Annotated in this window: 20 protein-coding genes; 11 read left to right on the top strand and 9 right to left on the bottom strand. The window is 68.7% G+C overall.

Annotated features, from left to right (window positions below; genetic code table 11):
* The first annotated feature begins 85 nt into the window (after nt 1-85).
* Nucleotides 86-3,724: a hydantoinase B/oxoprolinase family protein gene (locus DIE16_RS19010; protein ID WP_124893154.1), complete on the top strand. Its 3,639-nt coding sequence runs from the start codon at nt 86-88 to the stop codon at nt 3,722-3,724.
* A gap of 670 nt (nt 3,725-4,394) precedes the next feature.
* On the top strand, nt 4,395-6,398 hold the full coding sequence (gene pdeR / locus DIE16_RS19005; RefSeq protein WP_124487712.1) for a cyclic di-GMP phosphodiesterase: 2,004 nt from the start codon (nt 4,395-4,397) through the stop codon (nt 6,396-6,398).
* 51 nt (nt 6,399-6,449) lie between these two features.
* Here pdeR and DIE16_RS19000 read toward each other — a convergent pair whose 3' ends face one another.
* Together DIE16_RS19000 and DIE16_RS18995 are read right to left on the bottom strand one after the other, a co-directional pair.
* Nucleotides 6,450-7,313, bottom strand: a complete 864-nt coding sequence (locus DIE16_RS19000; RefSeq protein WP_124571121.1) for a crotonase/enoyl-CoA hydratase family protein — start codon at nt 7,311-7,313, stop codon at nt 6,450-6,452.
* Between the two features lie 182 nt (nt 7,314-7,495).
* The gene (locus DIE16_RS18995; protein ID WP_124893152.1) at nt 7,496-7,711 is read right to left on the bottom strand and encodes a hypothetical protein; all 216 of its coding nucleotides are present in this window, start codon (nt 7,709-7,711) and stop codon (nt 7,496-7,498) included.
* Nucleotides 7,712-7,870: 159 nt separating this feature from the next.
* Here DIE16_RS18995 and DIE16_RS18990 point away from each other — a divergent pair, with 159 nt between their 5' ends.
* The 3 genes from DIE16_RS18990 (at nt 7,871) to DIE16_RS37160 (ending at nt 10,442) form a co-directional block, all read left to right on the top strand.
* Nucleotides 7,871-9,841, top strand: coding sequence for an APC family permease (locus DIE16_RS18990; RefSeq protein ID WP_124893149.1), 1,971 nt, complete (start codon nt 7,871-7,873; stop codon nt 9,839-9,841).
* 168 nt (nt 9,842-10,009) lie between these two features.
* Entirely contained in the window at nt 10,010-10,258 is a 249-nt protein-coding gene (locus DIE16_RS18985) for an OmpA family protein (RefSeq protein WP_409364457.1), read from the top strand.
* Nucleotides 10,259-10,316: 58 nt separating this feature from the next.
* Entirely contained in the window at nt 10,317-10,442 is a 126-nt protein-coding gene (locus DIE16_RS37160; RefSeq protein WP_260434415.1) for a hypothetical protein, read from the top strand.
* 135 nt (nt 10,443-10,577) lie between these two features.
* Here DIE16_RS37160 and DIE16_RS36630 read toward each other — a convergent pair whose 3' ends face one another.
* Nucleotides 10,578-10,736, bottom strand: coding sequence for a hypothetical protein (locus DIE16_RS36630; RefSeq protein ID WP_185500344.1), 159 nt, complete (start codon nt 10,734-10,736; stop codon nt 10,578-10,580).
* A 612-nt stretch (nt 10,737-11,348) separates the two neighbouring features.
* Here DIE16_RS36630 and DIE16_RS18975 point away from each other — a divergent pair.
* Nucleotides 11,349-13,259, top strand: coding sequence for a DUF3857 and transglutaminase domain-containing protein (locus tag DIE16_RS18975; protein WP_124893145.1), 1,911 nt, complete (start codon nt 11,349-11,351; stop codon nt 13,257-13,259).
* A 76-nt stretch (nt 13,260-13,335) separates the two neighbouring features.
* The gene (locus DIE16_RS36625) at nt 13,336-13,503 is read left to right on the top strand and encodes a hypothetical protein (RefSeq protein WP_185500345.1); all 168 of its coding nucleotides are present in this window, start codon (nt 13,336-13,338) and stop codon (nt 13,501-13,503) included.
* 93 nt (nt 13,504-13,596) lie between these two features.
* Here DIE16_RS36625 and DIE16_RS18970 read toward each other — a convergent pair whose 3' ends face one another.
* Complete coding sequence (locus DIE16_RS18970; RefSeq protein WP_124487704.1) at nt 13,597-14,631, bottom strand: AraC family transcriptional regulator; 1,035 nt, start codon at nt 14,629-14,631, stop codon at nt 13,597-13,599.
* A gap of 70 nt (nt 14,632-14,701) precedes the next feature.
* Between DIE16_RS18970 and DIE16_RS18965 the strand changes: the two genes are divergently transcribed.
* Together DIE16_RS18965 and DIE16_RS18960 are read left to right on the top strand one after the other, a co-directional pair.
* Nucleotides 14,702-15,913, top strand: coding sequence for an MFS transporter (locus DIE16_RS18965; RefSeq protein WP_124667074.1), 1,212 nt, complete (start codon nt 14,702-14,704; stop codon nt 15,911-15,913).
* A 205-nt stretch (nt 15,914-16,118) separates the two neighbouring features.
* Entirely contained in the window at nt 16,119-16,265 is a 147-nt protein-coding gene (locus tag DIE16_RS18960; protein WP_260434414.1) for a hypothetical protein, read from the top strand.
* An 18-nt stretch (nt 16,266-16,283) separates the two neighbouring features.
* Here DIE16_RS18960 and DIE16_RS18955 read toward each other — a convergent pair whose 3' ends face one another.
* The gene (locus DIE16_RS18955) at nt 16,284-16,751 is read right to left on the bottom strand and encodes a MarR family winged helix-turn-helix transcriptional regulator (RefSeq protein ID WP_124487702.1); all 468 of its coding nucleotides are present in this window, start codon (nt 16,749-16,751) and stop codon (nt 16,284-16,286) included.
* A gap of 82 nt (nt 16,752-16,833) precedes the next feature.
* Here DIE16_RS18955 and DIE16_RS18950 point away from each other — a divergent pair, with 82 nt between their 5' ends.
* Both DIE16_RS18950 and DIE16_RS18945 read left to right on the top strand, forming a co-directional pair.
* Nucleotides 16,834-17,202: a hypothetical protein gene (locus tag DIE16_RS18950; protein ID WP_124487701.1), complete on the top strand. Its 369-nt coding sequence runs from the start codon at nt 16,834-16,836 to the stop codon at nt 17,200-17,202.
* A gap of 193 nt (nt 17,203-17,395) precedes the next feature.
* Nucleotides 17,396-18,013 carry a glutathione S-transferase family protein gene (locus tag DIE16_RS18945; protein ID WP_124487700.1) on the top strand — a complete coding sequence of 206 codons (618 nt, stop codon included), beginning with the start codon at nt 17,396-17,398 and terminating at the stop codon, nt 18,011-18,013.
* A 64-nt stretch (nt 18,014-18,077) separates the two neighbouring features.
* Here the strand turns inward: DIE16_RS18945 and DIE16_RS18940 are convergent, their stop codons facing one another.
* The 4 genes from DIE16_RS18940 to DIE16_RS18925 form a co-directional block, all read right to left on the bottom strand.
* Nucleotides 18,078-18,800, bottom strand: coding sequence for an HAD family hydrolase (locus tag DIE16_RS18940; protein ID WP_124520420.1), 723 nt, complete (start codon nt 18,798-18,800; stop codon nt 18,078-18,080).
* A 29-nt stretch (nt 18,801-18,829) separates the two neighbouring features.
* Entirely contained in the window at nt 18,830-19,801 is a 972-nt protein-coding gene (locus DIE16_RS18935) for an ornithine cyclodeaminase family protein (protein ID WP_124893180.1), read from the bottom strand.
* A gap of 174 nt (nt 19,802-19,975) precedes the next feature.
* Nucleotides 19,976-21,109, bottom strand: coding sequence for a DSD1 family PLP-dependent enzyme (locus DIE16_RS18930; protein ID WP_124893143.1), 1,134 nt, complete (start codon nt 21,107-21,109; stop codon nt 19,976-19,978).
* A gap of 113 nt (nt 21,110-21,222) precedes the next feature.
* Nucleotides 21,223-22,149 carry a LysR family transcriptional regulator gene (locus tag DIE16_RS18925; RefSeq protein ID WP_124893141.1) on the bottom strand — a complete coding sequence of 309 codons (927 nt, stop codon included), beginning with the start codon at nt 22,147-22,149 and terminating at the stop codon, nt 21,223-21,225.
* Between the last annotated feature and the right edge of the window lie 351 nt (nt 22,150-22,500).

Genomic DNA, 22,500 nt, shown 5'->3' with positions numbered 1-22,500 from the left:
TTTCATCGAAGCCCTCACGCGGCGCGCGACGCGCGCCGTGCGGCGGCGCTCGTCCTTCGTTCAACGACGCATCGAGTTCATCGCCATGACTGACCGACACACTTTCCCCGTTTCCTCCGACGCCGCGCGCTGGCAATTCTGGATCGACCGCGGCGGCACCTTCACCGACATCGTCGCGCGCCGGCCCGACGGCTCGCTCGTCACGCACAAGCTGCTGTCGGAGAATCCCGAGCAGTATCGCGACGCGGCCGTGGCCGGCATCCGCCACCTGCTCGGCCTCGCCGACGGCGAGCCGATCACGCCCGAGCGCGTCGACATGGTGAAGATGGGCACGACGGTCGCGACCAACGCGCTGCTCGAACGCAAGGGCGAACGCACCGCGCTCGCGACGACGCGCGGCTTTCGCGACGTGCTGCGCATCGCGTACCAGAACCGGCCGCGCCTGTTCGATCTCGACATCGTGCTGCCCGATGCGCTGTACGAGACCGTCGTCGAGGTCGACGAGCGGATCGGCGCGCACGGCGACGTCGTCGTGCCGCTCGACGTGCAACGCGCGGAAGCGGCGTTGCGCCGCGTGTTCGACTCGGGTGTGCAGGCGCTGGCCATCGTGCTGATCCACGGCTATCGCTACACCGCGCACGAGCGCGCGCTGGCGGATCTCGCGCGCCGGATCGGCTTCACGCAGGTGTCGGTGTCGCACGAGGTGTCGCCGCTGATGAAGATGGTGTCGCGCGGCGATACGACCGTGGTCGACGCCTACCTGTCGCCGATCCTGCGCCGCTACGTCGAGCAGGTCGCGCACGAGATGCCCGGCGTGAACCTGCAGTTCATGCAGAGCAGCGGCGGCCTGACACGCGCCGACGCGTTCCAGGGCAAGGACGCGATCCTGTCCGGCCCGGCCGGCGGCATCGTCGGGATGGTGCGCGCCGCGCGCGCGGCCGGCTTCGAGCGCGTGATCGGCTTCGACATGGGAGGCACGTCGACCGACGTGTCGCACTACAACGGCGAATTCGAGCGCGTGTTCGAGACGCAGGTGGCCGGCGTGCGGATGCGCGCGCCGATGATGAGCATCCACACGGTCGCGGCCGGCGGCGGTTCGGTGCTCGGCTTCGACGGCGCGCGGCTGCGCGTCGGGCCCGAATCGGCCGGCGCGAACCCGGGGCCGGCCGCCTACCGGCGCGGCGGCCCGCTGACGGTGACCGACTGCAACGTGATGCTCGGCAAGATCCAGCCCGATCACTTCCCGCGCGTGTTCGGCCCGAATGCGGGCCAGCCGCTCGACCGCGACGGCGTGGCCGCGAAATTCGCGGCGCTCGCCGACGAGATTCACGCGGCGACCGGGCGGCGCGACACGCCCGAGGCACTGGCCGAAGGGTTCCTGGAAATCGCGATCGGCAGCATGGCGAACGCGATCAAGAAGATCTCGGTGCAGCGCGGCCACGACGTGTCGCGCTACGTGCTGACGACGTTCGGCGGCGCGGGCGGCCAGCACGCCTGCGGCGTGGCCGACGCGCTCGGGATGACGCAGGTGTTCGCGCATCCGCTCGCGGGCGTGCTGTCCGCTTACGGGATGGGGCTCGCCGACCAGACCGCGATGCGCGAGCGCGCGGTGGAAGCCGTGTTGTCCGATGAATCGTTGCCGGCGCTGAACGCGGCGCTCGACCGGCTGGCCGACGACGCGGTCGGCGCGCTGCTCGAACAGGGCGTGGCGCCGGAGCGCATCGCGACCGAGCGGCGCGTGCACCTGCGTTACCAGGGCACCGATTCCGCGCTCGACGTGCCGGCCGGAAGCGTCGCCGCGATGCAGCAGGCGTTCGAGGCCGCGTATCGGCAGCGCTATGCGTTCCTGATGCCCGGCACGCCGCTGGTCGCCGAGCTGGCATCGGTCGAGGCGATCGGCCGCTCGGATGCGCCGGTCGAGATCGCACCGCTCGTGCCGCGCGACACGGGCGCGGCGCCACGCGCGCACAGCGCCGTGCGTTTCCATTCCGGCGGCCAATGGCACGACGCGGCGCTGTACGTGCGCGACGCGCTGCTGGCCGGCGACACGATCGACGGCCCGGCGATCGTCGCGGAGAAGAACGGCACGACCGTCGTCGAACCCGGCTGGCGCGCGCAGATGACCGCGCAAGGCAACCTCGTGCTGACGCGCACGACGCCGCTGCCGACGCGCCGTTCGCTCGGCACCGATGCCGATCCGGTGCGGCTCGAGATCTTCAACAACCTGTTCATGTCGATCGCCGAGCAGATGGGGCTGCGGCTGCAGAACACCGCGTATTCGGTGAACATCAAGGAGCGGCTCGACTTCTCGTGCGCGATCTTCGACGGCGACGGCAATCTGATCGCGAACGCGCCGCACATGCCGGTGCATCTCGGCTCGATGGGCGAAAGCATCCGCACGGTGATCGAGCGCAACCGCGGCCGCATGCGCGACGGCGACGTGTTCATGCTGAACGACCCGTATCACGGCGGCACGCACCTGCCGGACGTCACCGTCATCACGCCGGTGTTCGCGGACGGCTCGGACACGCCGCTGTTCTACGTCGGCTCGCGCGGCCACCATGCGGACATCGGCGGCACGACGCCGGGCTCGATGCCGCCCGATTCGACGCACATCGACGAAGAAGGCGTGCTGATCGACAACTGGCAGCTCGTGTCGGCGGGCGTGCTGCGCGATGCCGACACGCGCGCGCTGCTCGCGTCGGGCCGCTATCCGGCGCGCAACGTCGAGCAGAACATGGCGGACCTGCGCGCGCAGGTCGCGGCGAACCAGAAGGGCGTCGACGAGCTGCGGCGGATGGTCGGGCAGTTCGGCCGCGACGTCGTGCTCGCGTTCATGGGGCACGTGCAGGACAACGCGGAAGAAGCGGTGCGGCGCGTGATCGGCGCGCTGCAGGACGGCGCGTATCGTTATCCGCTCGACAACGGCGCCGAGATTCGCGTCGCGATCCGCGTGGACCGCGCGGCGCGCCGCGCGGAGATCGACTTCACCGGCACGTCCGCGCAGCTCGACAACAACTTCAACGCGCCGAAGGCCGTCTGCATGGCCGCGGTGCTGTACGTGTTCCGCACGCTGGTCGGCGACGACATCCCGCTGAACGCCGGCTGCCTGAAGCCGCTGACGGTGATCGTGCCGGCACGCTCGATGCTGAACCCCGAGTATCCGGCGGCCGTGGTATCGGGCAACGTCGAGACGTCGTCGGCGATCACCAACGCGCTGTACGGCGCGCTCGGCTGCGTCGCATCGAGCCAGGGAACGATGAACAACTTCACGTTCGGCAATGATCGCTACCAGTACTACGAGACCATCGCCGGCGGCAGCGGCGCGGGCGACGGCTTCGCGGGCGTCGGCGCGGTGCAGACGCACATGACGAACTCGCGGCTGACCGACCCGGAGGTGCTCGAATGGCGCTATCCGGTGCGGCTCGACTCGCATCGGCTGCGCGCGGGTTCCGGCGGCGCCGGGCGCTGGCGCGGCGGCGACGGCGCGGTGCGGCGGATCCGCTTCCTCGAGCCGATGACCGCGTCGATCCTGTCGAACAACCGGATCCACGCGCCGTTCGGCGCGGCGGGCGGCGAGGCCGGCGCGCTCGGCCGCAACACGATCGAGCGGGCGGACGGCACGGTCGAGACGCTCGAGCATATCGGCCGCGCGCAGATGGCGCCGGGTGACGTGTTCGTCGTCGAAACGCCGGGCGGCGGCGGGTACGGCGCGGCGGGCTGAGCGGCAGGGGGCGCACGCGGAAAGCGGTGCGGCGGGGCGCCCGCCGCACCGCTTTCGCGCGTTCCGGGCGGCGATCGCACCGGTTCCATTCATGCCGCTGCATCGGCTGCGCGGTCCGGCGATCTATTCGCTCGCGCCGATCGACGCGATGTTGCAACGGCGCTGGGAATAAGGGCGCGCATTCACGCACGAACGGGCAACGAGAATCCCCGATTCCGCGCGCGGCGCAATGCGATCCGACCCCGCCGCAGCGCCGTGCCGACACGTCGCTGCCGGGATGCCTCGATTTCCCGCAAACCGCCCGTCCGGCGGGCGCTCCGGCGATTCCACCGGCCGGGTTCGACGCGTTCGCGACCGGCTTCGTGCCTCCCGCCGATCACGAAAAATCCGTCATGCCAACCGAGTTCCAATTCCTTGACACCCCGTTCCAAATGTGAGTGCCAATCTTCTTCGTCATTTGATAAGATGGGTTCCATCATTCGTTTGGAAAACCTGCGCGCGAGATGCGCGAACGCCGGTTCGCATTGGTTGGAAACAAGTACGGAACGAGGGCCACTGGCACGGTCATCACGACTGCCCCACCGGGTACGCGCACTGCGCGCCCGGGGATCGGGGGCGGCCGGCTCGCCTCCGTCTACACTGTGCGTTTTTTCTGGATCGGGGCGTGTCCATGGATGACGAAAACGATCGCGCCGTGCTCGAAGCGCATCTCGGTACGCATAGCCCGTGCTGGCGGCTCGGCAGCGACAGCAATGCACTCGAGCTGGCCGCCGTTCGCGGCCTGACCAATGTCGCGGTGGCACTGACCGGCGAGCAGGCCGCGCGAATCCGCGCGCTCACCGGCGTCACGTCGCACCTCGTGCTCGAACTCGCGCTGTTCGGCGATCCGGTCAGCCTCCATCTGGTCGGCAGGAAGGTCGACACCGCCAATTGGGCCGGCACCGCCTCCGCCTATTCCGATACCGCGTCCGTCGCGGGCGACCTCGCGCACGGGCTCGCGTTCGCCGAGCAGGTCGTGTCCGAGGTGAATTCGCTCGTCGTGATCCTCGACCGCAACGGCATGGTGCAGCGCTTCAACCGCCTGTGCGAGGAAGTGACCGGCAAGCGCGAGGTCGACGTGATCGGCCGCAGCGCGTTCGAGCTGTTCATGAGCCCCGACCAGGGTGCGCAGTCGCGCAGCAACATCACCGGCTTTTTCGCGAGCAACCGGGCGTTCGAGGTCGAGCGCTACATCAACACGGTCAACGGCCCGCGCCTGTTCCAGTTCCGCAACAAGTTCGTGCAGAGCGGCAGCGGTGCCGACGAGCAGTTCCTGATCTGCTCGGGCGTCGACGTCACCGAGGAGCGCAACGCGCAGCAGCGGCTCAGCGAACTCGCGAATTCCGACGTGCTGACCGGCTTGCCGAACCGTCATGCAATCAGCGAGCGCATCCGCGTCGCGCTGGCCGCGGACCGCACCGACGTGCGCGGCCAGGTCGGCATCCTGTTCCTCGATCTCGACAACTTCAAGCGCGTCAACGACCACTACGGGCACATCACCGGCGACCGCCTGCTGCAGGACGTGTCCGCGGTCATCGGCGGCTGCCTGCCGTCCGGCGCGACGCTCGCGCGGCTCGGCGGCGACGAATTCCTGGTGCTGTTCGAGCACGGCACGCGGCCGCTGCTCGAGGCGACCGCGCAGATCATCCTCGAGCGGCTGCGTACGCCGATCCACCTCGGGCTGGTGGAGGTCTACACGAGCTGCTCGATCGGCATCGCGATGTATCCGCAGCACGGCGATTCGCTCGAAACGCTGATCCGCAGCGCCGACACCGCGATGTACGTCGCGAAGGAAGAGGGCAAGCATACGTACCGCGTGTTCTCGCTGGAGATGAACCAGAAGGTCGCGAAGTACATGTGGCTCGACACGAACCTGCGCAAGGCGCTCGAGGAAGAGCAGTTCGTGCTGCACTACCAGCCGGTCGTCGACATCGCGACCGGCGACGTGCACGCCGTCGAGGCGCTGATCCGCTGGCAGTCGCCGGATCGCGGGCTCGTCGCGCCGATCGAGTTCATCCGCTTCGCCGAGGAATCGGGGCTGATCGCGCCGCTCGGGCGCTGGGTGATGCGCACCGCGGCCGCGCAGGCCGCCGCGTGGAAGGCGAAGGGGCTCGACGTGCGGATCGCGGTGAACGTGTCCGCGCGGCAGTTGCAGGACATGAACATCGTCGATCAGTTCGCGTCGATCCTCGACAGCGCCGGGTTGAAGCCGAGCCTCGTCGACATCGAGCTCACCGAAAGCAGCTTCATCGAGGACGAAGAAGCGGCGCACGAGCTGATGAAGCAGTTCCGCCAGCTCGGCGCGGAGGTTCACCTCGACGATTTCGGCACCGGCTATTCGTCGCTGTCGCAACTGTCGCGGCTGCCGCTCGATTCGATCAAGCTCGATCGCAGCTTCATCACGGGCATCGACCGCAACCCGCGCTCGCAGGCGCTGGTGCGCTCGGTCGTGTCGCTCGCGCGGGCGCTGAGTTTCTCGGTGGTCGCCGAGGGCGTCGAGACGCACGCGGAAGCCGAATTCCTGAAGCAGATCAGCGTCGACCACGCGCAGGGTTTCTACTTCGCGCGGCCGATGCCGGCCCAGGCCTTCGAGGCCTGGCTCGCGGAAACCAGAAAGCTCAGGCTGATCGCCTGAGCCTCCCCGCATGACGGGCGCCGCCGCTTGCGCGGCGGCGCGCCGCTCACGTCACACCGTGCGCAGCTTCGACACGCGCCGGTTCTGCAGCATCACCAGGCGTTCCATGTACGCGAGATCCTTCGGCTCGATCGTGAACGCCGCGTGCACCCATTCCTCGGTGATGTCCATCAGCTCGGAACGCGTGAGATGGAACACGCGTTCGCGGGCGCGCAGCATCGCGCGCACGCCGTTCAGCTTCGGCTTCATCACGTCGATGAAGGTGCGTGTCGCGAGATATGCGTCGCCCGCGTCGAACGTCTGGTCGATCAGCCCGCGATCCTCGTACCACTCGGCAGCATGCGCCTCGCCGGACGAGATCAGCGCTTCCGCGAGCCCGCGGTCCGCCTTGCGCGCGACCAGCGAATAGCCGCCCATGCCCGGGAACAGGTTGAACGCGATCTCGGGGAAGCCGAGCTTCACGCCCTTCTGCGCGAGCATGTAGTGGTGCGCGAGGGCGGCCTCGAAGCCGCCGCCCAGCGCGCTGCCCTCGACCATCGCGATCGAGATCGCCCCGGTGCCGAAGCCCGTGTAGATCTCGTATACGCCGTCGATGCACGAGCGCGCGTAGGCCATCAGCTGGTCGCGGCGCCCGCTGCGGATCGCGTCGACGAAGAAGCTCAGGTCGCCGCCGACGTTGAACAGCTCGGGGACGAGCGAGCCCGTCACCCAGAAGTCGAACGGCAGGCCCGAGTCGCGTGCGACGCGCGCGAGATGGATGATGTCGGTGACGAGTTGCTGGTTGAAGCACGGCCGCGGCTCCGATCGCAGCATCATCCACATGACGTTGCGGCCTTCTTCGTAGAACGCGGTCAGTTGCGTGAGTTCGCCTGCTTCGTAAAACGGACGGCACGCCGGATGGGATTGGAGTTGCATGGTATGTCCTCGAGAGATGTGGTTTTTCAGAGACCGACGCGGCCGGCGACGTGGAAACCTGCCCCCGCACGGCGCCGGCCGCGAGGCACCGCCATTGTTGCGCGCGCACAAATGTCGAATTGCGGGGAACAACGCATGACGGGGGCGCGGGCGGGTATCGCGTCCGGCGCGAACCGTGCGGGTCATGCGGGTGATGCGAACGATGTGGTCGATGTGATCGCCCGGCGGGAGAACCGTGATGAGAGGTGGGCGGGATCGGGCCGGTGGTCGTCCGGGGCGGTGAAGGCAGCGAAGGCAGCGAAGGCAGCGAAGGCGGTGAGGGCGGCCGCGATGACGATGCCGTGCGCGATCCGCGCGATCCGCGCGATCGGCCGGCGGGCGGCGGGCGGTACGGGCACGCCGCTTCGGCCGACGCGCGGCGTGCCGGCCGCTTACGCGGTGAAAGCGACGCCGTGCCGCCGACCGCGTCTCATGGATTGTGCGGACTGGTGCAGCGGCCGGGCGTCGGCTAGCTTTAGAAGATGACGCCGCCGCGCCCGGCGTCCCGGGAGGGGACCGTGACCGCATTCCAGAAGATGTGGCAGCTGCTCGTCGGGAAGCCGCTGGACCCGCTCGATCCGCGCACGCGCCATGCGATCGCGGTGACGCCGTTGCTGGCCTGGGTCGGACTCGGCGCGGACGGCCTGTCGTCGTCGTGCTACGGCCCGGAGGAGGCGTTCCTCGCGCTCGCGCACCACACGCCGCTTGCGCTGTTCCTCGCCTGCGCCACCGCGGCGACCGTGTTCATCATCGCGCTCGGCTACAACCAGGTGATCGAGCTGTTCCCGACCGGCGGCGGCGGCTATCGCGTCGCGACCTCGCTGCTCGGGTCGAAGCCGGGGCTCGTGTCGGGCGCTGCGCTGCTGGTCGACTACGTGCTGACCGTCGCGACGTCGCTCGCGAGCGGTGTCGACGCGTTCTTCAGCCTGCTGCCGGTCAGTGCGCAGGCGTTCAAGCTCACGACCGAGATCGTGCTGATCCTGCTGATGACCGGGCTCAACTTCCGCGGGATGCGCGAATCGATCATGGTGCTGCTGCCGATCTTCATCGGCTTCGTCGTGCTGCATTTCGGGCTGATCGTGTACGGCGTCGCGGTGCACGGCAGCGCGCTGGCGACGATCGTGCCCGACGCGGTGCACGAGGCGCACGGGATGTCGCAATCGCTCGGCGTGTTCGTGATGCTCGCATTGCTGATGCGCGCGTTCTCGCTCGGCGGCGGCACCTATACGGGCCTCGAGGCCGTGTCGAACAACGTGAACATGCTCGCGGATCCGCGCGTGCCGAACGGCAAGGCGACGATGTGGTACATGTCGACGTCGCTCGCGTTCACGGCCGGCGGCATCATCCTGCTGTACATGCTGTGGCACGCACGGCCCGTCGAAGGCGAGACGCTCAACGCCGTCGTGTTCGGCAGCGTGATCGATCATCTCGGGCTCGGCTCCGCGGTCGCGCGCCACGCGCTGCTCGCGGCGGTGCTCGCGTTCGAGGCAGGGCTGCTGCTGGTCGGCGCGCAGACGGGTTTTCTCGACGGGCCGGCGGTGCTGTCGAACATGGCGTCGGACTCGTGGGTGCCGCGCCATTTCCGCGACCTGTCGACGCGCCTCGTGCGGCAGAACGGCATCATCGTCGTCGGCCTGTCGGGCCTGCTGATCCTGCTGTGGACGCACGGCAGCGTCGACGTGCTCGTCGTGCTGTACAGCATCAACGTGTTCCTCACGTTCAGCATGTCGCTGCTGGGGCTGTGCACGTACTGGTGGCGCCATCGCGGCGAGCGCGGCTGGTTCAAGCACTTCTTCCTGTCGGCGCTCGGGTTCAGCGTGACGTCGACGGTGCTCGTCATCACGCTGATCGAGAAGTTCACGGCCGGCGGCTGGCTCACGGTGCTCGTGACGAGCGCGGTGATCGCGCTGTGCGTCATGATCAACCGCCACTACGCGTACACGCGCGCGCAGCTCGCGAAGGAAGACGCGCTGTTCTCGGGGCCGCCGCCGGCAGTCGACGAGGCGACGGCGCCGGGCAAGCCCGACCCGTCGCAGCCGACCGCGGTGCTGCTGGTCGGCAAACATCGCGGCGCGAGCATGCACGCGCTGCTGTGGGTGAACCGGCTGTTTCCCGGGCACTTTCGCAACGTGATCTTTCTCGCGGTGGGCGAGGTCGATGCGAAGGCCTACGACGGGCACGAGCATCTCGAGCGGCTGCGTCACACGATCACCGAAGCGCTCGACTATTACGTCGCGCACTGCCGCCGCAACGGCATCGCGGCCGACTACCGGATCGCGTTCGGCACGAACCCGGTCGTCGAATTCATGAACCTCGCGTCGTCGACGCTCGATGCCTATCCGAACGCGGTGTGCTTCGCGAGCAAGCTGATCTTCAGGCGCGTGAATTTCCTGACCGCGTGGCTGCACAACCAGACGCCCGTCGAGCTGCAGGCGCGGCTGCACGTCGAGGGGCGGCAGATGGTGTTGTTGCCGATGAACGTCGGGTAGCGATGCACGCGGGAGACGCCCGCGCACGCCTGGAAACGATTCAACATGACGTGGCGCGTCAGAACGTTCAGTATCCGAAAGCTATTGCCCGTTTTCCCGGAAAGATTTGATAAGATGCGCGCGCTTCGACGCCATCAACAGAACGACAAATCCTTTCCGAGGGGCTCAATGAAGAACGCAGCATCGTCCGTATTCCATGTCGCGCGCCGTGGCCGCAACGCACTGTTTCAGTTCGCGCACAACGCCGACCTGTCGCAAAAGCGTGCGGAGGCCGTCGCGCAGGCACTGGCGACGACCTACAAGATCGCGCCGGCGCGGCTCGTCGCGAAGGGTGTCGGGTCGCTGTCGCCGGTTGCGTCCAACGGCGACGACGCCGGCCGCGCGCAGAACCGCCGCGTCGAACTCGTGCAGCAATAACGCACGCCGGACCGGGCGCACGCGCTGCGCGAACGAACAGGGCCGCGGCAACGCGACCGTGACGGGCGATGTGACGCCGACGCGCTACGACCTCAAGGGGCAATTGCACGGGCAGCATGCAAAGGCCGGCGCATACACGCTCGCGTGGACGTGGCGCGGCAAGCGCGTCGGCGATTGCCATTGAACGCAACGACGCTCGACGCGCAAGCAGCCGGACCGCGAGCGCCCTTCTGCGCCCGTTGATGTCCTCGAGAAACATGTGCCGCCATTCCGGGGCTGTCCGCTTGAAGGGGCTCGACGTGCGCGGCGCGCTTTCCGCTTACGAATGGTGATGCGTATGCGAGCGTGCCGAGCGCTGCGACGAGCGGTGCAGCAGCCGGTCGCGCGTGCGGTCGCGGCTGCGCCGTTCCGCGAAGAACAGCACTGCGAACACGAGGACCGCGAGCATCAGGATGATCGCGACGATAGCGTTTTCCATGTCGCCTCCGGCAGGTAGGGGCCGGTGCCGCTCGTTCCGACCCCGGGCCGCGAACGCGCACACGGCGCAGCGGAAACGGGGGGCAAGAACGAGGGCCAGGCCGCGTTCGCGTCAGCATCGGCATCGCTTCGATCAGCGCGATTCCGAGCCGCGCGCCGATCGCGGCGCCGACACGTTCAGGATGCCACCGTTCGAGATGCAGCGCAGCGATCGGGATCACGCCCGGCAGCGCGAACGCGATCACGAGATAACCGGTTTCGAATTCGTGTCGATCGGCACGATGTCTCCATCCCCATGTCGGCGTGTCGAATTCACCCGATCGTCATGCGTTTCGGCGACCTCGCACGCGCGCGTTATGCGCCCAAATAATATGTCGCGACATGACATAAATGGCGATCGCGCAGCCAGCAGGGCGCGAAAGTGCGACAGTCATGCCTGCATGACGCATGCGCGCTTCCTCGTGCGCCCGCTGCATGGCGGCGCGGGCCGCCGCCCCGTGGCTTGACGCTCGCGGGCACGTCACCCACACTGGGTTGAACGACGGGGCGCGGCGCGCGCCAATGCGTGCCCGTTGCGTCCCGACCTGAACACGAACGCGCGGAGAGCTTCGACGTGGTGCGTTTTCCGTTCCGATCGACCGGCAGGCCGCCGGGTCGCGCCGCAGCGCTCGCGGTTGCCGTGACCGCGATCGCGCTGGCGTTCGTGCGTCCCGCGTTCGCCGACGCGGGCGACGCCGCGCCCGTCACGCTCGTCAGCGACGTCCATGTATTCGTGATCCAGCACGACGGCTCGCTCGACGAGGACGACGATTCGACACTGCGCGCGAACGATGCGAACGGGATCGATGCGATCGCGCAGCGTTACGTGTGGTTCGACAAGAACCTCGAGAAGGTCGACCTGGTCGCGGCCGAGACGATCGATCGCGACGGCGTCGCGCATCCGGTCGGTCCGGAAGGCATCCGCGATGTGCAGGAGCCGCGCTCGGCCGGCGCGCCGACGTTCCAGGACGGGCTGCTGCGCACCGTCGTGTTTCCCGGCGTCGAAGCCGGATCGAGCACGCGCATCGCGTTCCGCAAGTCGCGCACGAAGCCGGTCAACGCAGGTTACTTCGGCTACTACGTCGAACCGTCGCGTGAGCCGGTGGAGAACCAGCGGCTGATCTTCGACGTGCCGGCCGACATGCCGCTGCATGCGGACGCGCGCGGTTACGTCGCGCTGCCGCCGGTGACCTCGAACGGCCGCACGCGCTACGCATTCGAATACCGGCACGGCACGTACGACCGGATCGAGAACGGCTCGGTCGGCTATCCGACCTACGGCGACCGGCTCGTGGTGTCCACGCTACCCGACTACGCGGCGTTCGCCGCGCGCTACCGCAACGCGGCCGTCGACCCGGGCGCAAACGATCCGGCCGTCGTGCAACTGGCGCGCGCGCTCACCGCCGGCACCGCCGATCCGCGCGATCGCGCGCGCGTCCTGTACGACTGGGTGCAGGCGAACGTGCGTTACGTCGCGCTTTTTCTCGGCGAGACGGCCGCCGCGCCGCACCGCGTGACCGACATCCTGCGCAACCGCTACGGCGACTGCAAGGACCACGTCGCGCTGTTCGGCGCGTTGCTCGCGGCGGCCGGCATCCGCAGCGAAGCGGTGCTGATCAATCTCGGCTCCGTGTACACGCTGCCGTCGGTGCCCGGTTACGGCGGCGGCGCGATCAATCACGCGATCACGTGGCTGCCCGATCTCGGCGTCTACGCGGACACCACGACGGCTGGCATCGCGTTCGGCTACCTGCCGCCGATCGTGATGGACCGGCCGGCGCTGCTCGTCGACACCGGCGTGCTGTCGCGCACGCCGGCCACGCAGCCGAAGCACCGCGCCGCGCGCGTGGAGATCGATGCCGCGCAACCGGGCGCCGCGCGGTTTCATGCGCGCGTCGAGGACGACGGCTGGACCGCGGAACTCGAACGCACGCTGTTTCGCCGGGCGGCGCCCGACCGCATCCGGCAGCTCGCGAACGAACGCCTGCGGCAAAGCGGGCTGCGCGGCCGCGCGCAGATCGCGACGAGCGATCGCCGTGCGACGGACGGGCCGTTCGACGTCACGTATGCCGGCACGCTCGATCACTTCGTGTGGCCGGACGGCACGACCGCCGTGCCCGCGCTGTCGAGTCTCACGGGCGGCATCGCGACGCAGGTCGAGGGCTGGCTGGCCGAGCCCGTGCGCACGCAGCCGTGGGCATGCATCGGCGGCACGTTCGACGAGACCGGCCAGGTCGCGCTGCCGGCCGACGTCGCGGTGACCGACCTGCCGGCCGATACGGCCGTGCACGACCGTTTCGTCGAGTTCACGTCGCATTACGTATTCGATGCGGCCGCGCACGTCGTGCAGGTCACGCGGAGGATGAAGGCCGAATTCGGCCGCCAGGTCTGCACGCCCGACGAGTTCACCGCGCTGCGCGCGTCGCTCGAACGCATCGAACGCGACACGCAGGCGCAGATCGTCGTGCGGGCCAGGCAACGTTGAAGGTCGGGCGCGGCGCACGCGGCGCCCGGTGCAATCGCGCGTGCGGCCGAAGCCGGCCGGCGCGCAGGAGAGGAACATGACGGAACGGGAACACGAGATCGCCGACCTGTCGAAGGAATTGCTGGGCCGGATCGTGCAGGGTGCGGTGACGAACGGCGCGCCGGTGGATGCGCAACAGTGCGCGGCGCTGGCCGTGAAGTGCGCGACGGCGCTGATCGACGAGCTCGACGCGCGCAGCGGCTGAACGGAATCGTCACGCCCGGCGACCGATCGTGCGATGCCGGGGCGACCCGGCAGGCGTTCGCTGCGCCGTGCGTTGCGCGTGACGCGTTACACGTCACGCATCGGCGTGCGTGTCGCCTTCGGCACGCACCGCGCCCGGCGGCCTGCCGACCACGCGCTTGAACGCGCGGCTGAACGCGGCGAGCGACCCGTAGCCGAGCCGGTACGCCACCGCTTCGATCGTCTCGCCCTCGCGGGCGATCCACTGCGCGGCGAGCCGCATCCGCAACTCGGTCAGGTAACGCACCGGCGTCATCCCGGTGGCCGCGAGAAAGCGCTCGGCGAATACCGAGCGCGACACGCCCGCTTCGGCGGCCAGTTCCGCGACGCTCCAGTTGCGCCCCGGATCGCGATGCAGCGCGACGATCGCGCGGCCGAGCTTCGGCTCGCGCAACGCCTGCACCCAGCCCGTCGCGTCGCCGCATCCGCACTCGACCCAGCCGCGCACGATGAACGCGGCGACCACGTCCGCGAGCCGCGCGAGGATGCCCGCGAAGCCCGCGCGCGCGGCGCACGATTCGCGTTCCATCGCGTCGAGCATCGGGCGGATTTCCGGGTAGCGCGCGAGCAGCGTGCCGACGTGCATGAATGCCGGCATCGTCCCGACGAGCGGCTGCATGCCGCCGAGATCGAGCTCCATGCACGCGCTGAAGATCAGCGCATCGCCGGCGGCCGGCTCCGTCGCGGCGCACGTCGTCGCGCCCACCGACGCGACCGTGTCGCAGATCTTCGCGGCCGCGAAGCCGCCGATCTCGCGGCACGGCGCGTCCGGATCGGACACCAGCGCATGCGTGCGGCCGTGCGGCAGCAGGATCGCGTCGCCGGCCTCGAGCCGCACCGTCGTGCCGTCCGCGTCGCGCAGCAGCACGGGCCCGCGCCCGACGAAATGGAACTGCGCGCGGCCCGGCGCATGGCCGAAGCTCAGCCCGAACGGCCGCGGCACCTGGATCCGGCGATACTGCACGCCGCTCAGGCGCATCCCCAGCAGCAACTCGCTGACGAGGTCGTGTACGTCGGGCACGGGGGGAAGCAAGGGCTCGGACATCGCGAGATTCGGACGATCGATCAACAAGAACGGATTGTATGTCATAGACCGTCCTGCCGCTGTTCCTTACGATACGCCCTCATCAGTACTTTCCCTAACCGACACGGAACCCCGCATGAATCCCGGAATCTCCTCGGCCGCTTCGACGGCGGCCCCCCGTGAACCGGCCTGGGGCGCGGTATTCGCGATGACGCTCGGCGTGTTCGGCCTCGTCACCGCCGAATTCCTGCCCGCGAGCCTGCTCACGCCGATGGCCGACAGCCTCGGCGTGACCGAAGGCGTGGCCGGGCAGGCCGTCACGGCCACCGCGACGGTCGCGCTCGTCACGAGCCTGCTGATCTCGGCGCTGACGCGCACGATCGACCGGCGGCGCGTGCTGCTCGTGTTCTCGGTGCTGCTCGTCGCGTCGAACCTGGCGGTCGCGTTCGCGCCGAACCTGGCCATGCTGCTGATCGGCCGCGTCGTGCTCGGCATCGCGCTCGGCGGCTTCTGGACGATGGCGACGGCCACCGCGATGCGGCTCGTGCCGACCGCGATGGTGCCGCGTGCGCTGTCGATCATCTTCAGCGGCGTGGCGGTCGCGACGATCGCGTCCGCGCCGATGGGCAGTTATTTCGGGCACCTGATCGGCTGGCGCAACGTGTTCCTGATCGCGGCCGGGCTCGGCGCGCTCGCGTTCGTGTCGCAGGTCATGACGCTGCCGTCGATGCCGCCGAGCGGCACCACGCGGCTGCGCACGCTCGTCGACGTGCTGCGCCGGCCGACCGTCGGCCTCGGGATGTTCGCGACGATCCTCGTGTTCACCGGCCATTTCGCGTTCTTCACGTACCTGCGGCCGTTCCTCGAACAGGTCGCGGGCGTCGGCGTGAACGGGCTGTCGGCGATCCTGCTCGGCTACGGGATCGCGAACTTCGTCGGCACGTCGCTCGCCGGGCGCGTGCTCGAGCACCGGCTGCGGCCGATGCTGATCGGGATGCCCGCGCTGATGGTCGTGCTCGGCGTCGCGCTCGTCGCGCTCGGCCGCGCGCCGATGATCGACGCGGTGCTCGTCGCGTTGTGGGGGATGGCGTTCGGCGGCGTGCCGGTCGCGTGGTCGACGTGGGTCACGCGCACCGTGCCCGACGAAGCCGAGAGCGCGGGCGGGCTGATCGTCGCGGCGATCCAGCTCGCGATCGCGACGGGCGCGGCGGCCGGCGGCGTCGTGTTCGACGCGAACGGCGCGGGCGGCGTGTTCCTGGGCGCGGCCGCGGTGCTGGCCGTCGCGGTCGCGACGATCGTGACCGGCGTGCCGAAGCGGGTTGGCGTGGCGCCGGCGCTGGCCGAGTGACGGATTACGGCACGCCGATGCGCGCGATCGCGCATCGGCTAGTGGCGCGGCGAGGTCGCGCACTAGCCGGCCCGAGTTATGCGGCGTGGCGTTGCCGAGTCGGTCGCGTTCGGCGGATAGCGGGACAGGACGCCTCTGGGCGATGTGCGCCGCCGGCATGGCGGCGCGACGCCCGAAGCGTGCTTTCGGCATCTGCTCGCTGTCGATGAAACCGCCGGAAACCTACGCACTGCGGCTCGCAACCGTCATCGACGGCGCGCTCAGCGGCGGGCAGGTACTGCATGCGCACGGGCCCGTGCGCTTCCTGCAGGAATGCGCGCAACTGCTGATGCCGAAGAAGGGCCGGAAGTGAATGACGTGACGCGCCGCTTCAGCCGCGCGTAGCCGGATCCTCCGACAGCGCGCGCAACTGGCCGCGCAACACATCGACTGCTTCCGGCGCGAACGGCCGTTCGATCTCGGTATGGGTCTGCTGCCAGAGCGGGAACGCTTCGGCCAGCAACTGATGACCGGCCGGCGTGAGTTCGAGCAGGCGGCTGCGCTTGTCGTCCGGATCCACCGTGATCGTGAGCAGCCCGCGCCGCTCGAGCGGCTTGAGCGCGGCGGTCAGCGTGGTGCGATCCATCGCGAGCAATGACGCGACCGATTTCATCGCGGCCGGCTGCGGCCGGTTCAGCGACATCAGCAGCGAGAACTGGCCGTTGGTGAGATCCAGCGGACGCAGCACATCGTCGAAGATGCGCGCGAGATTGCGCGCCGCGCGCTGCATGTGCAGGCACAGGCAGCAATCGCGCACCATCAGCGTCGTTTCGAAAGGGAGCTTTTCTTTGCGTGCCATGTTGCAATTGTGTTGATATCAACCTACTGTGTCAAGGGCGAGGTGCGGCAGCCCGCCGTGCCCGCCATCGGACGGAGGAAGCATGAGTGCTCAACAGCAGTTGTATCTCGCGGTATTCCTCGGCAGCAAGGATAGCCCGGGCATGAAGGCGTGGATGGCGTTGCCGGAGGACGAGCGGCGCACGCGGGAGCGCGAAGGGATCGCCGCGTGGCACGCGTGGGTCGAGCGGCATCGCGACGCGATCGTCGAGCCCGGCGGGCCGCTCGGCAAGACCAAGACGATCGGCAAGGGCGGCGTGACGGACACCGCCAATGCGATGAGCGGCTTCACCGTGGTGCGCGCCGCATCGCACGACGCGGCCGCCGCGCTGTTCGAGGGCCATCCGCATTTCACGCTGTTCCCGGGCGATGCGATCGACGTGATGCCGGTGCTCCCGGTACCCGGCATGTGAGCGGCGACAGGCGCTGCATGCGTGGGCGAAGCGGCCGAAGTGATCGAAGCATTCACATCATTCGAAGCATTCACATCATTCGAAGCACTCGAAGCACTCGAAGCACTCGAAGCATTCGAAGCATTCGAAGCGGCCGATTGGCCGTCGCCTGCGCGCGGCGATTTTTCCCGACATTATCGATGGAGACATTGCGATGAAGCTTTACGGATTCGCCGGCACGCGCACGCAACGCGCGCTCTGGGGGCTCAAGGAACTGGACGCGGATTTCGAGTTCGTGTCGGTCAACCTGCTAAAAGGCGAGCACAAGCGGCCCGAATTCCTGCGCCTCAATCCGGCCGGCAAGGTGCCCGTGCTGGTGGACGGCGACCTCGTGATTCCCGAGTCGGCCGCGATCGTGCTGTATCTCGCGGACAAGTACCCGGAGAAGGCGCTGCTGCCCGTCGATCTCGCTTTGCGCGCGCAGGCCTATCGATGGGTCATGTTCGCGGTGACGGAGCTTGAACAGCCGTTGTGGCGGATTACGCGCCATTCGTTCCTCTATCCGCCGGAAAAGCGCTCGCCGGCCGATATCGAGCTGGCACGCGAGGATTTCGCGACGATGGCCGCGATCCTCGACAGGCATCTCGAAGGGCGCGAATTCATCGTCGGCGACACGCTGACGGTGGCCGATTGCGTGACGGTCTACCTGATCGACTGGGCGAGCGAATGCCACCTGATCGAACCGTTCCCGCAATTGCGTGCGTACCTCGAGCGGCTTTATGCGCGGCCGAAGGCGCCGCAGCGGATCGCGGACGCACGCAAGGCGGCGTGAAGCGGCGGTCGGTCATGTCGACGGGCGTGATCGATCGCGGCCGCGCGATCTTGCGGGCTTGCGGTTACGCCACCGCGTCAGGCGCACCCAGCGCGCGACACAGCACTGACAAGTCGCGAACGGTCAGATGCGGCGACGGGGCACGATGCGCAGCATGCTCCGCTTGCGCCCCTGCGTGACGCACGACCCACGCTGCCTGAAGCCCCGCATTCAACGCGCCGACGATATCGAGGTGAAAGTCGTCGCCGACGTGCAGCAGCTCCGCCGCAGGCACGCCGAGCGTCGCGGCGGCCGCATGGAAGATTTCCGGCTCGGGCTTCGCGAACCCGAACGCACGCGCGCTGAGCGTTTCACGGAAGAACTCGCCGCCGCCGGTCAGTTGAAGGTCCGCATTGCCGTTCGTCACCGCGATCAGCGGAAACCGCGCGCTCAACCACGCGAGCGCCGGCAATGCATCGTCGAAGAACTCGACCTGGTTTCGCGCCGAATAGAACACGTCGTAGGCGCGGTCGGTCAGTGAGACGTCTTCGTTCGCGCGCTGCAACGCCAGCCGGATCGATCCGATGCGCAACGCGCGATAGTCGCCGACGAGATCTGGCCGCGAGCGTTCGTATTCATCGCGCAGTTGAGCCAGCGTCTGCGACGTCGGCAGCACGCTCGCGGTATCGGGGGCGTGCGCGATCAGCCACGCATGCAGCGACGCCTCGGCCCGTGCGACGGAAGGGCCGAACGGCCATAGCGTGTCGTCAAGATCGAACGAGATGGCGGAAACTTTGGATAGACGCATGGCGATGGAAGATATCACGCCGTTGCCGTTCACCACGGCCACGGGATCGAGCGTCCCGTGCCGCGCTCGACGGCCTGCCGATACAGGAAGCGCGCCACGGTCAGGTCCTGCAGCGCGAGCCCCGTCATGTCGAATACGGTGATCTCGCCCGGCGAGCGATCGACCGACACGGTCCCGGCGAGCACGTCGCCGATTTCGGTGCGCGGCAGATCGGGCGCCCATTGGCACTCGCCGATGCCACGCGCCTGCTCGTGATCGTCCACGAAAATGCGCGCGCGCTGCAGCAAGCCTTCGGGAAGCTCGCGCTTGCCCGCGGTGTCCGCGCCGACGCAGGTCAGGTGGGTGCCGGGCTGAACCGCGTCCGCATCGAACAGCGGGCCGCCGCCCGGCGTGGCCGTGATGACCACGTCGCTGTCGGCCACCGCATCGTTTCGGTCGCGTGCGACGCGGATGTCGCAGCGTTCGCGGAATGCCGATTCGAACACCGCGTCCGCTTCGCCGCGCGCGTTCACGTACTGCACCGCGCACCGTTGCGGGAGCAGCCTGAGCGCACGGTCGAGCTGGACGCGCGCCTGCACGCCGGTGCCGAACACGCAGATGCGCATACTGTCGCGGCGGGCCAGCGCCTGCAGGCCGAGGCCGCCGGCCGCGCCGGTCCGGGCGGTGGTGATCGCGTTGCCGTCCATGATGCAGAGCGGGCGGCCGGTGGCCGGATCGAACAGCGCGATCGTCGCCTGGTGCGGCTCGCCGCCCAGGCTGCGATTGCCGGGCCAGAATCCGGCCGCCTTGAAGCCGAGCAGATCCTGGCTCGCGACGTCGCCCGACTTGATGCCGAACACGCCGCCGGTATGCAGCTTCTCGCGCACGACCGGGAACACGCGCCCCGCGCGTTGGCTGTGCAGCACGAAGGCTTCGCGGACCGCCGCCATCACGTGTTCGGCTTGAAGGGCCGGTTCGACGACATCCCGGTCGAGAAGAAGGAGGTGGGCGTCTGTCGGCATGGTGGGGGAGCCTGTCGGATGCAATGTGAATCGCGGTTTTATAGTTTGTATAAAATTGGACAAATAGTCAATGTTGGGAGGGCGGTCAGTCGGTCGCGCGCGGCGGCCGGTTGCGTCGCCGGACGTCGGCGTATCAGTTCGCCGCACCGGCGAACGCCACCGCGCCGCCTCTGCTTACCACCCATAGAAGCGCGGCCAGCTCTGCACGATGCCGTCGTCGCCCAGCGCCTGGTATTCCGGATGTTGCGCGCCGGTCGCGCACGCGTGGTTCGGCAGGATCCGCAAACGGGTCCCGATCGGAAACCGCTTCGCGATATCCGTGTCCGGCGTCCCGATGCGGGACACGATGCCGTGCTCCTGATTGGCCGCGCTCATCACGTACTCGCCGAGCACGTCACCGTCTTCGCTACACACCTGCCCGTAGCCGAAATCCCGCGCCTGCCGCTGCGTGCCGCGATCGCGGCTCATCGCCATCCAGCCCGCGTCGACGATGGCCCAGCCTTTTTCTTCCTGGTGCCCGATGACGGTGGTCAGCACGGACAGCGCGATGTCGGACAGCGCGCACACGCCGACGTTGTGCATCACGAGGTCGAACAGCACGTACACGCCCGCGCGGACTTCGGTCACGCCGTCGAGACGCTCCGCGGACAGCGCGGTCGGCGTCGAACCGATGCTGACGACCGCGCAGGGCAGCCCGGCGGCCCTGAGGCGCTCCGCGGCGTGCACGGTCCGGCTGCGCTCCTGTTCGGCGATCGCGACCAGCGCGTCGCGGGTGTCGTATTCGTAGCTGGAGCCGGCGTGCGCGAGCACGCCGCCGAGCGTCATGCCGCCGTCGACCAGCGCGCGGCCGACGTCGATCAGCAGGTCGTCGTCGGGGGCGATCCCCGAGCGATGGCCGTCGACATCGACCTCGATCCAGACTTCGAAGCGCTCGCCGTGCTCGCGCCCGAACGCTGCGATCGCATTCGCGGCCTGCAGGCTGTCGGCGACGATCTTCAGGTCGCAGCCCTGCCGGCGCAACGCGAGCGCCTGGCCGAGCTTCGCGGGAATCATGCCGACCGCGTAGACGATGTCGCGCACGCCGCCCGCGAAGAACTGCTCGGCTTCCTTCAGCGTCGATACCGTGATGCCTTGCGCGCCGGCCGCAACCTGCGCGTCGACGACGTGCTGGCACTTGGTCGTCTTCACGTGCGGCCGGAACCTGACGCCGAGCGCGTCCAGACGCGCCTGCATGCGCGCGATGTTGTCACGCATGCGGCCGACGTCGATCAATGCGGCGGGGGTGTTGAGAAGGAGGGGAATGCCCATGATGCGTTGCCTCGGTGGATTGCCGACAGCGAACACAGTAGGGCGTTTGGCGCGCAGCGTGTTTAACGCATGCCAAATCGAGCATTAAGCAGCATTTAATCCCTGGACCGCGCTCATGCCTTGCCGCGCCACGGCGGCGGAGCGAGGAATTGCGTCGCGGCTTCGAGGAAAACCCGCTGCCGCGCGGAGCGGCCCGTGCGTGACGGCAGCAGCGCGGTCACGGGCGCGGGCGGCAAATGCCAGTCGGGCAGCAGCCTGACCAGCTTGCCGTTCGCCAGCAGCGGCGCGACGTCCCACTCGGAGCGCTCGACGATGCCGAGCCCGGCCAGTGCCCAGTCGGTAATGACGGTGCCGTCGTTCGACGACAGCGCGCCCGTGACGCGAATCACCGCCGATCGTCTGGATTCGCCCTTGCCGTCGCCGGCTTGCGAGAAGCGCCAGCGCGGCACGTCCTCGTCGTTCTCGCGCAGGCACAGGCAGTCGTAGCGCGCGAGGTCGGACGGATGGTCCAGTTGCTTGATGCGCCGCGCGTAACCGGGGCTCGCGCACAGGAAGCGCTCGTTGGGCGCGAGCGGATAGCCGATCCACGACGACGACTTCAGGCTGCCGACATGGATGACCACGTCGGCCCCCGACGCGCTGGTCAGCGGACTCTCCGACAGGTGCAGCGAGATTTCGAGCTTCGGATGCGCGCGCTGCACGTCGCGCACGATCCGCGCGACGTACTTGCGTCCGAAGCCGAACGGCGCGACGACGCGCAGCGTGCCCTGCACGTCGCCGTGATCGCCCGCGATGTTGCCCGGCAGCGCGTCCACGCGCTCGAGAATCTCCACGGCTTCCCGATAAAGCCGCTGACCTTCGTCGGTCAACTCGATCCCTTTCGGCTGCCGCACGGCGAGCCGGACGTCCAGCCGCGCCTCCATCCGCTGCAGGCGGATCGTGACCGCGGGCGGGGTGAGGTCGAGCAGGCGCGCGGCGGATGCCAATGAACGCGACGCGCCGATCGCGCGCACGAGGCGAAGGTCGTCGAGGTCGAGCATTGCGTGTCCTTTAATGCTGGCGTTGCCGGGCATTAAACATCACATTGCATGAAGCATGTAGCGCTACGCCGCCGCGGTCCCCATGCGGGGGCATGCGTTTCACGTCGCGCGCCCGAATTCGCGCGATTTTGGGGTGAAGGCGGTACGCCGCCGCAAGCCGCGCTGACGCGCCGCAACATCGCGGCCGACACCCGGCCGACCCCCGATAGCCGGCAGTCCGATGCAATCCGGCGCGGCGCAAAACCCGCGCGCCGCTGTGTTCTGTCCCCCAACTTCTGCCCGGTTCGCCCGCCACAGGGCAAAATACGGGTTTTCCGCACCCGAGAGGGCGCGCCCGAATCACGCGCCGGG

This window comes from Burkholderia sp. Bp9090 (genome assembly GCF_003857985.1).
Taxonomy (GTDB): domain Bacteria; phylum Pseudomonadota; class Gammaproteobacteria; order Burkholderiales; family Burkholderiaceae; genus Burkholderia.
Note: the sequence above shows the minus strand (reverse complement) of the source record. Positions and strands in the feature narration are given on the sequence as shown.

Excerpts from the sequence above, each read along its gene's own strand:
- DIE16_RS19010 (WP_124893154.1), top strand. The coding sequence starts at position 86 with ATGACTGACCGACACACTTTCCCCGTTTCCTCCGACGCCGCGCGCTGG.
- pdeR (WP_124487712.1), top strand. The coding sequence starts at position 4,395 with ATGGATGACGAAAACGATCGCGCCGTGCTCGAAGCGCATCTCGGTACG.
- DIE16_RS19000 (WP_124571121.1), bottom strand. The coding sequence starts at position 7,313 with ATGCAACTCCAATCCCATCCGGCGTGCCGTCCGTTTTACGAAGCAGGC.
- DIE16_RS18985 (WP_409364457.1), top strand. The coding sequence starts at position 10,010 with ATGAAGAACGCAGCATCGTCCGTATTCCATGTCGCGCGCCGTGGCCGC.
- DIE16_RS36630 (WP_185500344.1), bottom strand. The coding sequence starts at position 10,736 with ATGGAAAACGCTATCGTCGCGATCATCCTGATGCTCGCGGTCCTCGTG.
- DIE16_RS36625 (WP_185500345.1), top strand. The coding sequence starts at position 13,336 with ATGACGGAACGGGAACACGAGATCGCCGACCTGTCGAAGGAATTGCTG.
- DIE16_RS18970 (WP_124487704.1), bottom strand. The coding sequence starts at position 14,631 with ATGACATACAATCCGTTCTTGTTGATCGATCGTCCGAATCTCGCGATG.
- DIE16_RS18965 (WP_124667074.1), top strand. The coding sequence starts at position 14,702 with ATGAATCCCGGAATCTCCTCGGCCGCTTCGACGGCGGCCCCCCGTGAA.
- DIE16_RS18960 (WP_260434414.1), top strand. The coding sequence starts at position 16,119 with ATGAAACCGCCGGAAACCTACGCACTGCGGCTCGCAACCGTCATCGAC.
- DIE16_RS18955 (WP_124487702.1), bottom strand. The coding sequence starts at position 16,751 with ATGGCACGCAAAGAAAAGCTCCCTTTCGAAACGACGCTGATGGTGCGC.
- DIE16_RS18950 (WP_124487701.1), top strand. The coding sequence starts at position 16,834 with ATGAGTGCTCAACAGCAGTTGTATCTCGCGGTATTCCTCGGCAGCAAG.
- DIE16_RS18945 (WP_124487700.1), top strand. The coding sequence starts at position 17,396 with ATGAAGCTTTACGGATTCGCCGGCACGCGCACGCAACGCGCGCTCTGG.
- DIE16_RS18940 (WP_124520420.1), bottom strand. The coding sequence starts at position 18,800 with ATGCGTCTATCCAAAGTTTCCGCCATCTCGTTCGATCTTGACGACACG.
- DIE16_RS18935 (WP_124893180.1), bottom strand. The coding sequence starts at position 19,801 with ATGCCGACAGACGCCCACCTCCTTCTTCTCGACCGGGATGTCGTCGAA.
- DIE16_RS18930 (WP_124893143.1), bottom strand. The coding sequence starts at position 21,109 with ATGGGCATTCCCCTCCTTCTCAACACCCCCGCCGCATTGATCGACGTC.
- DIE16_RS18925 (WP_124893141.1), bottom strand. The coding sequence starts at position 22,149 with ATGCTCGACCTCGACGACCTTCGCCTCGTGCGCGCGATCGGCGCGTCG.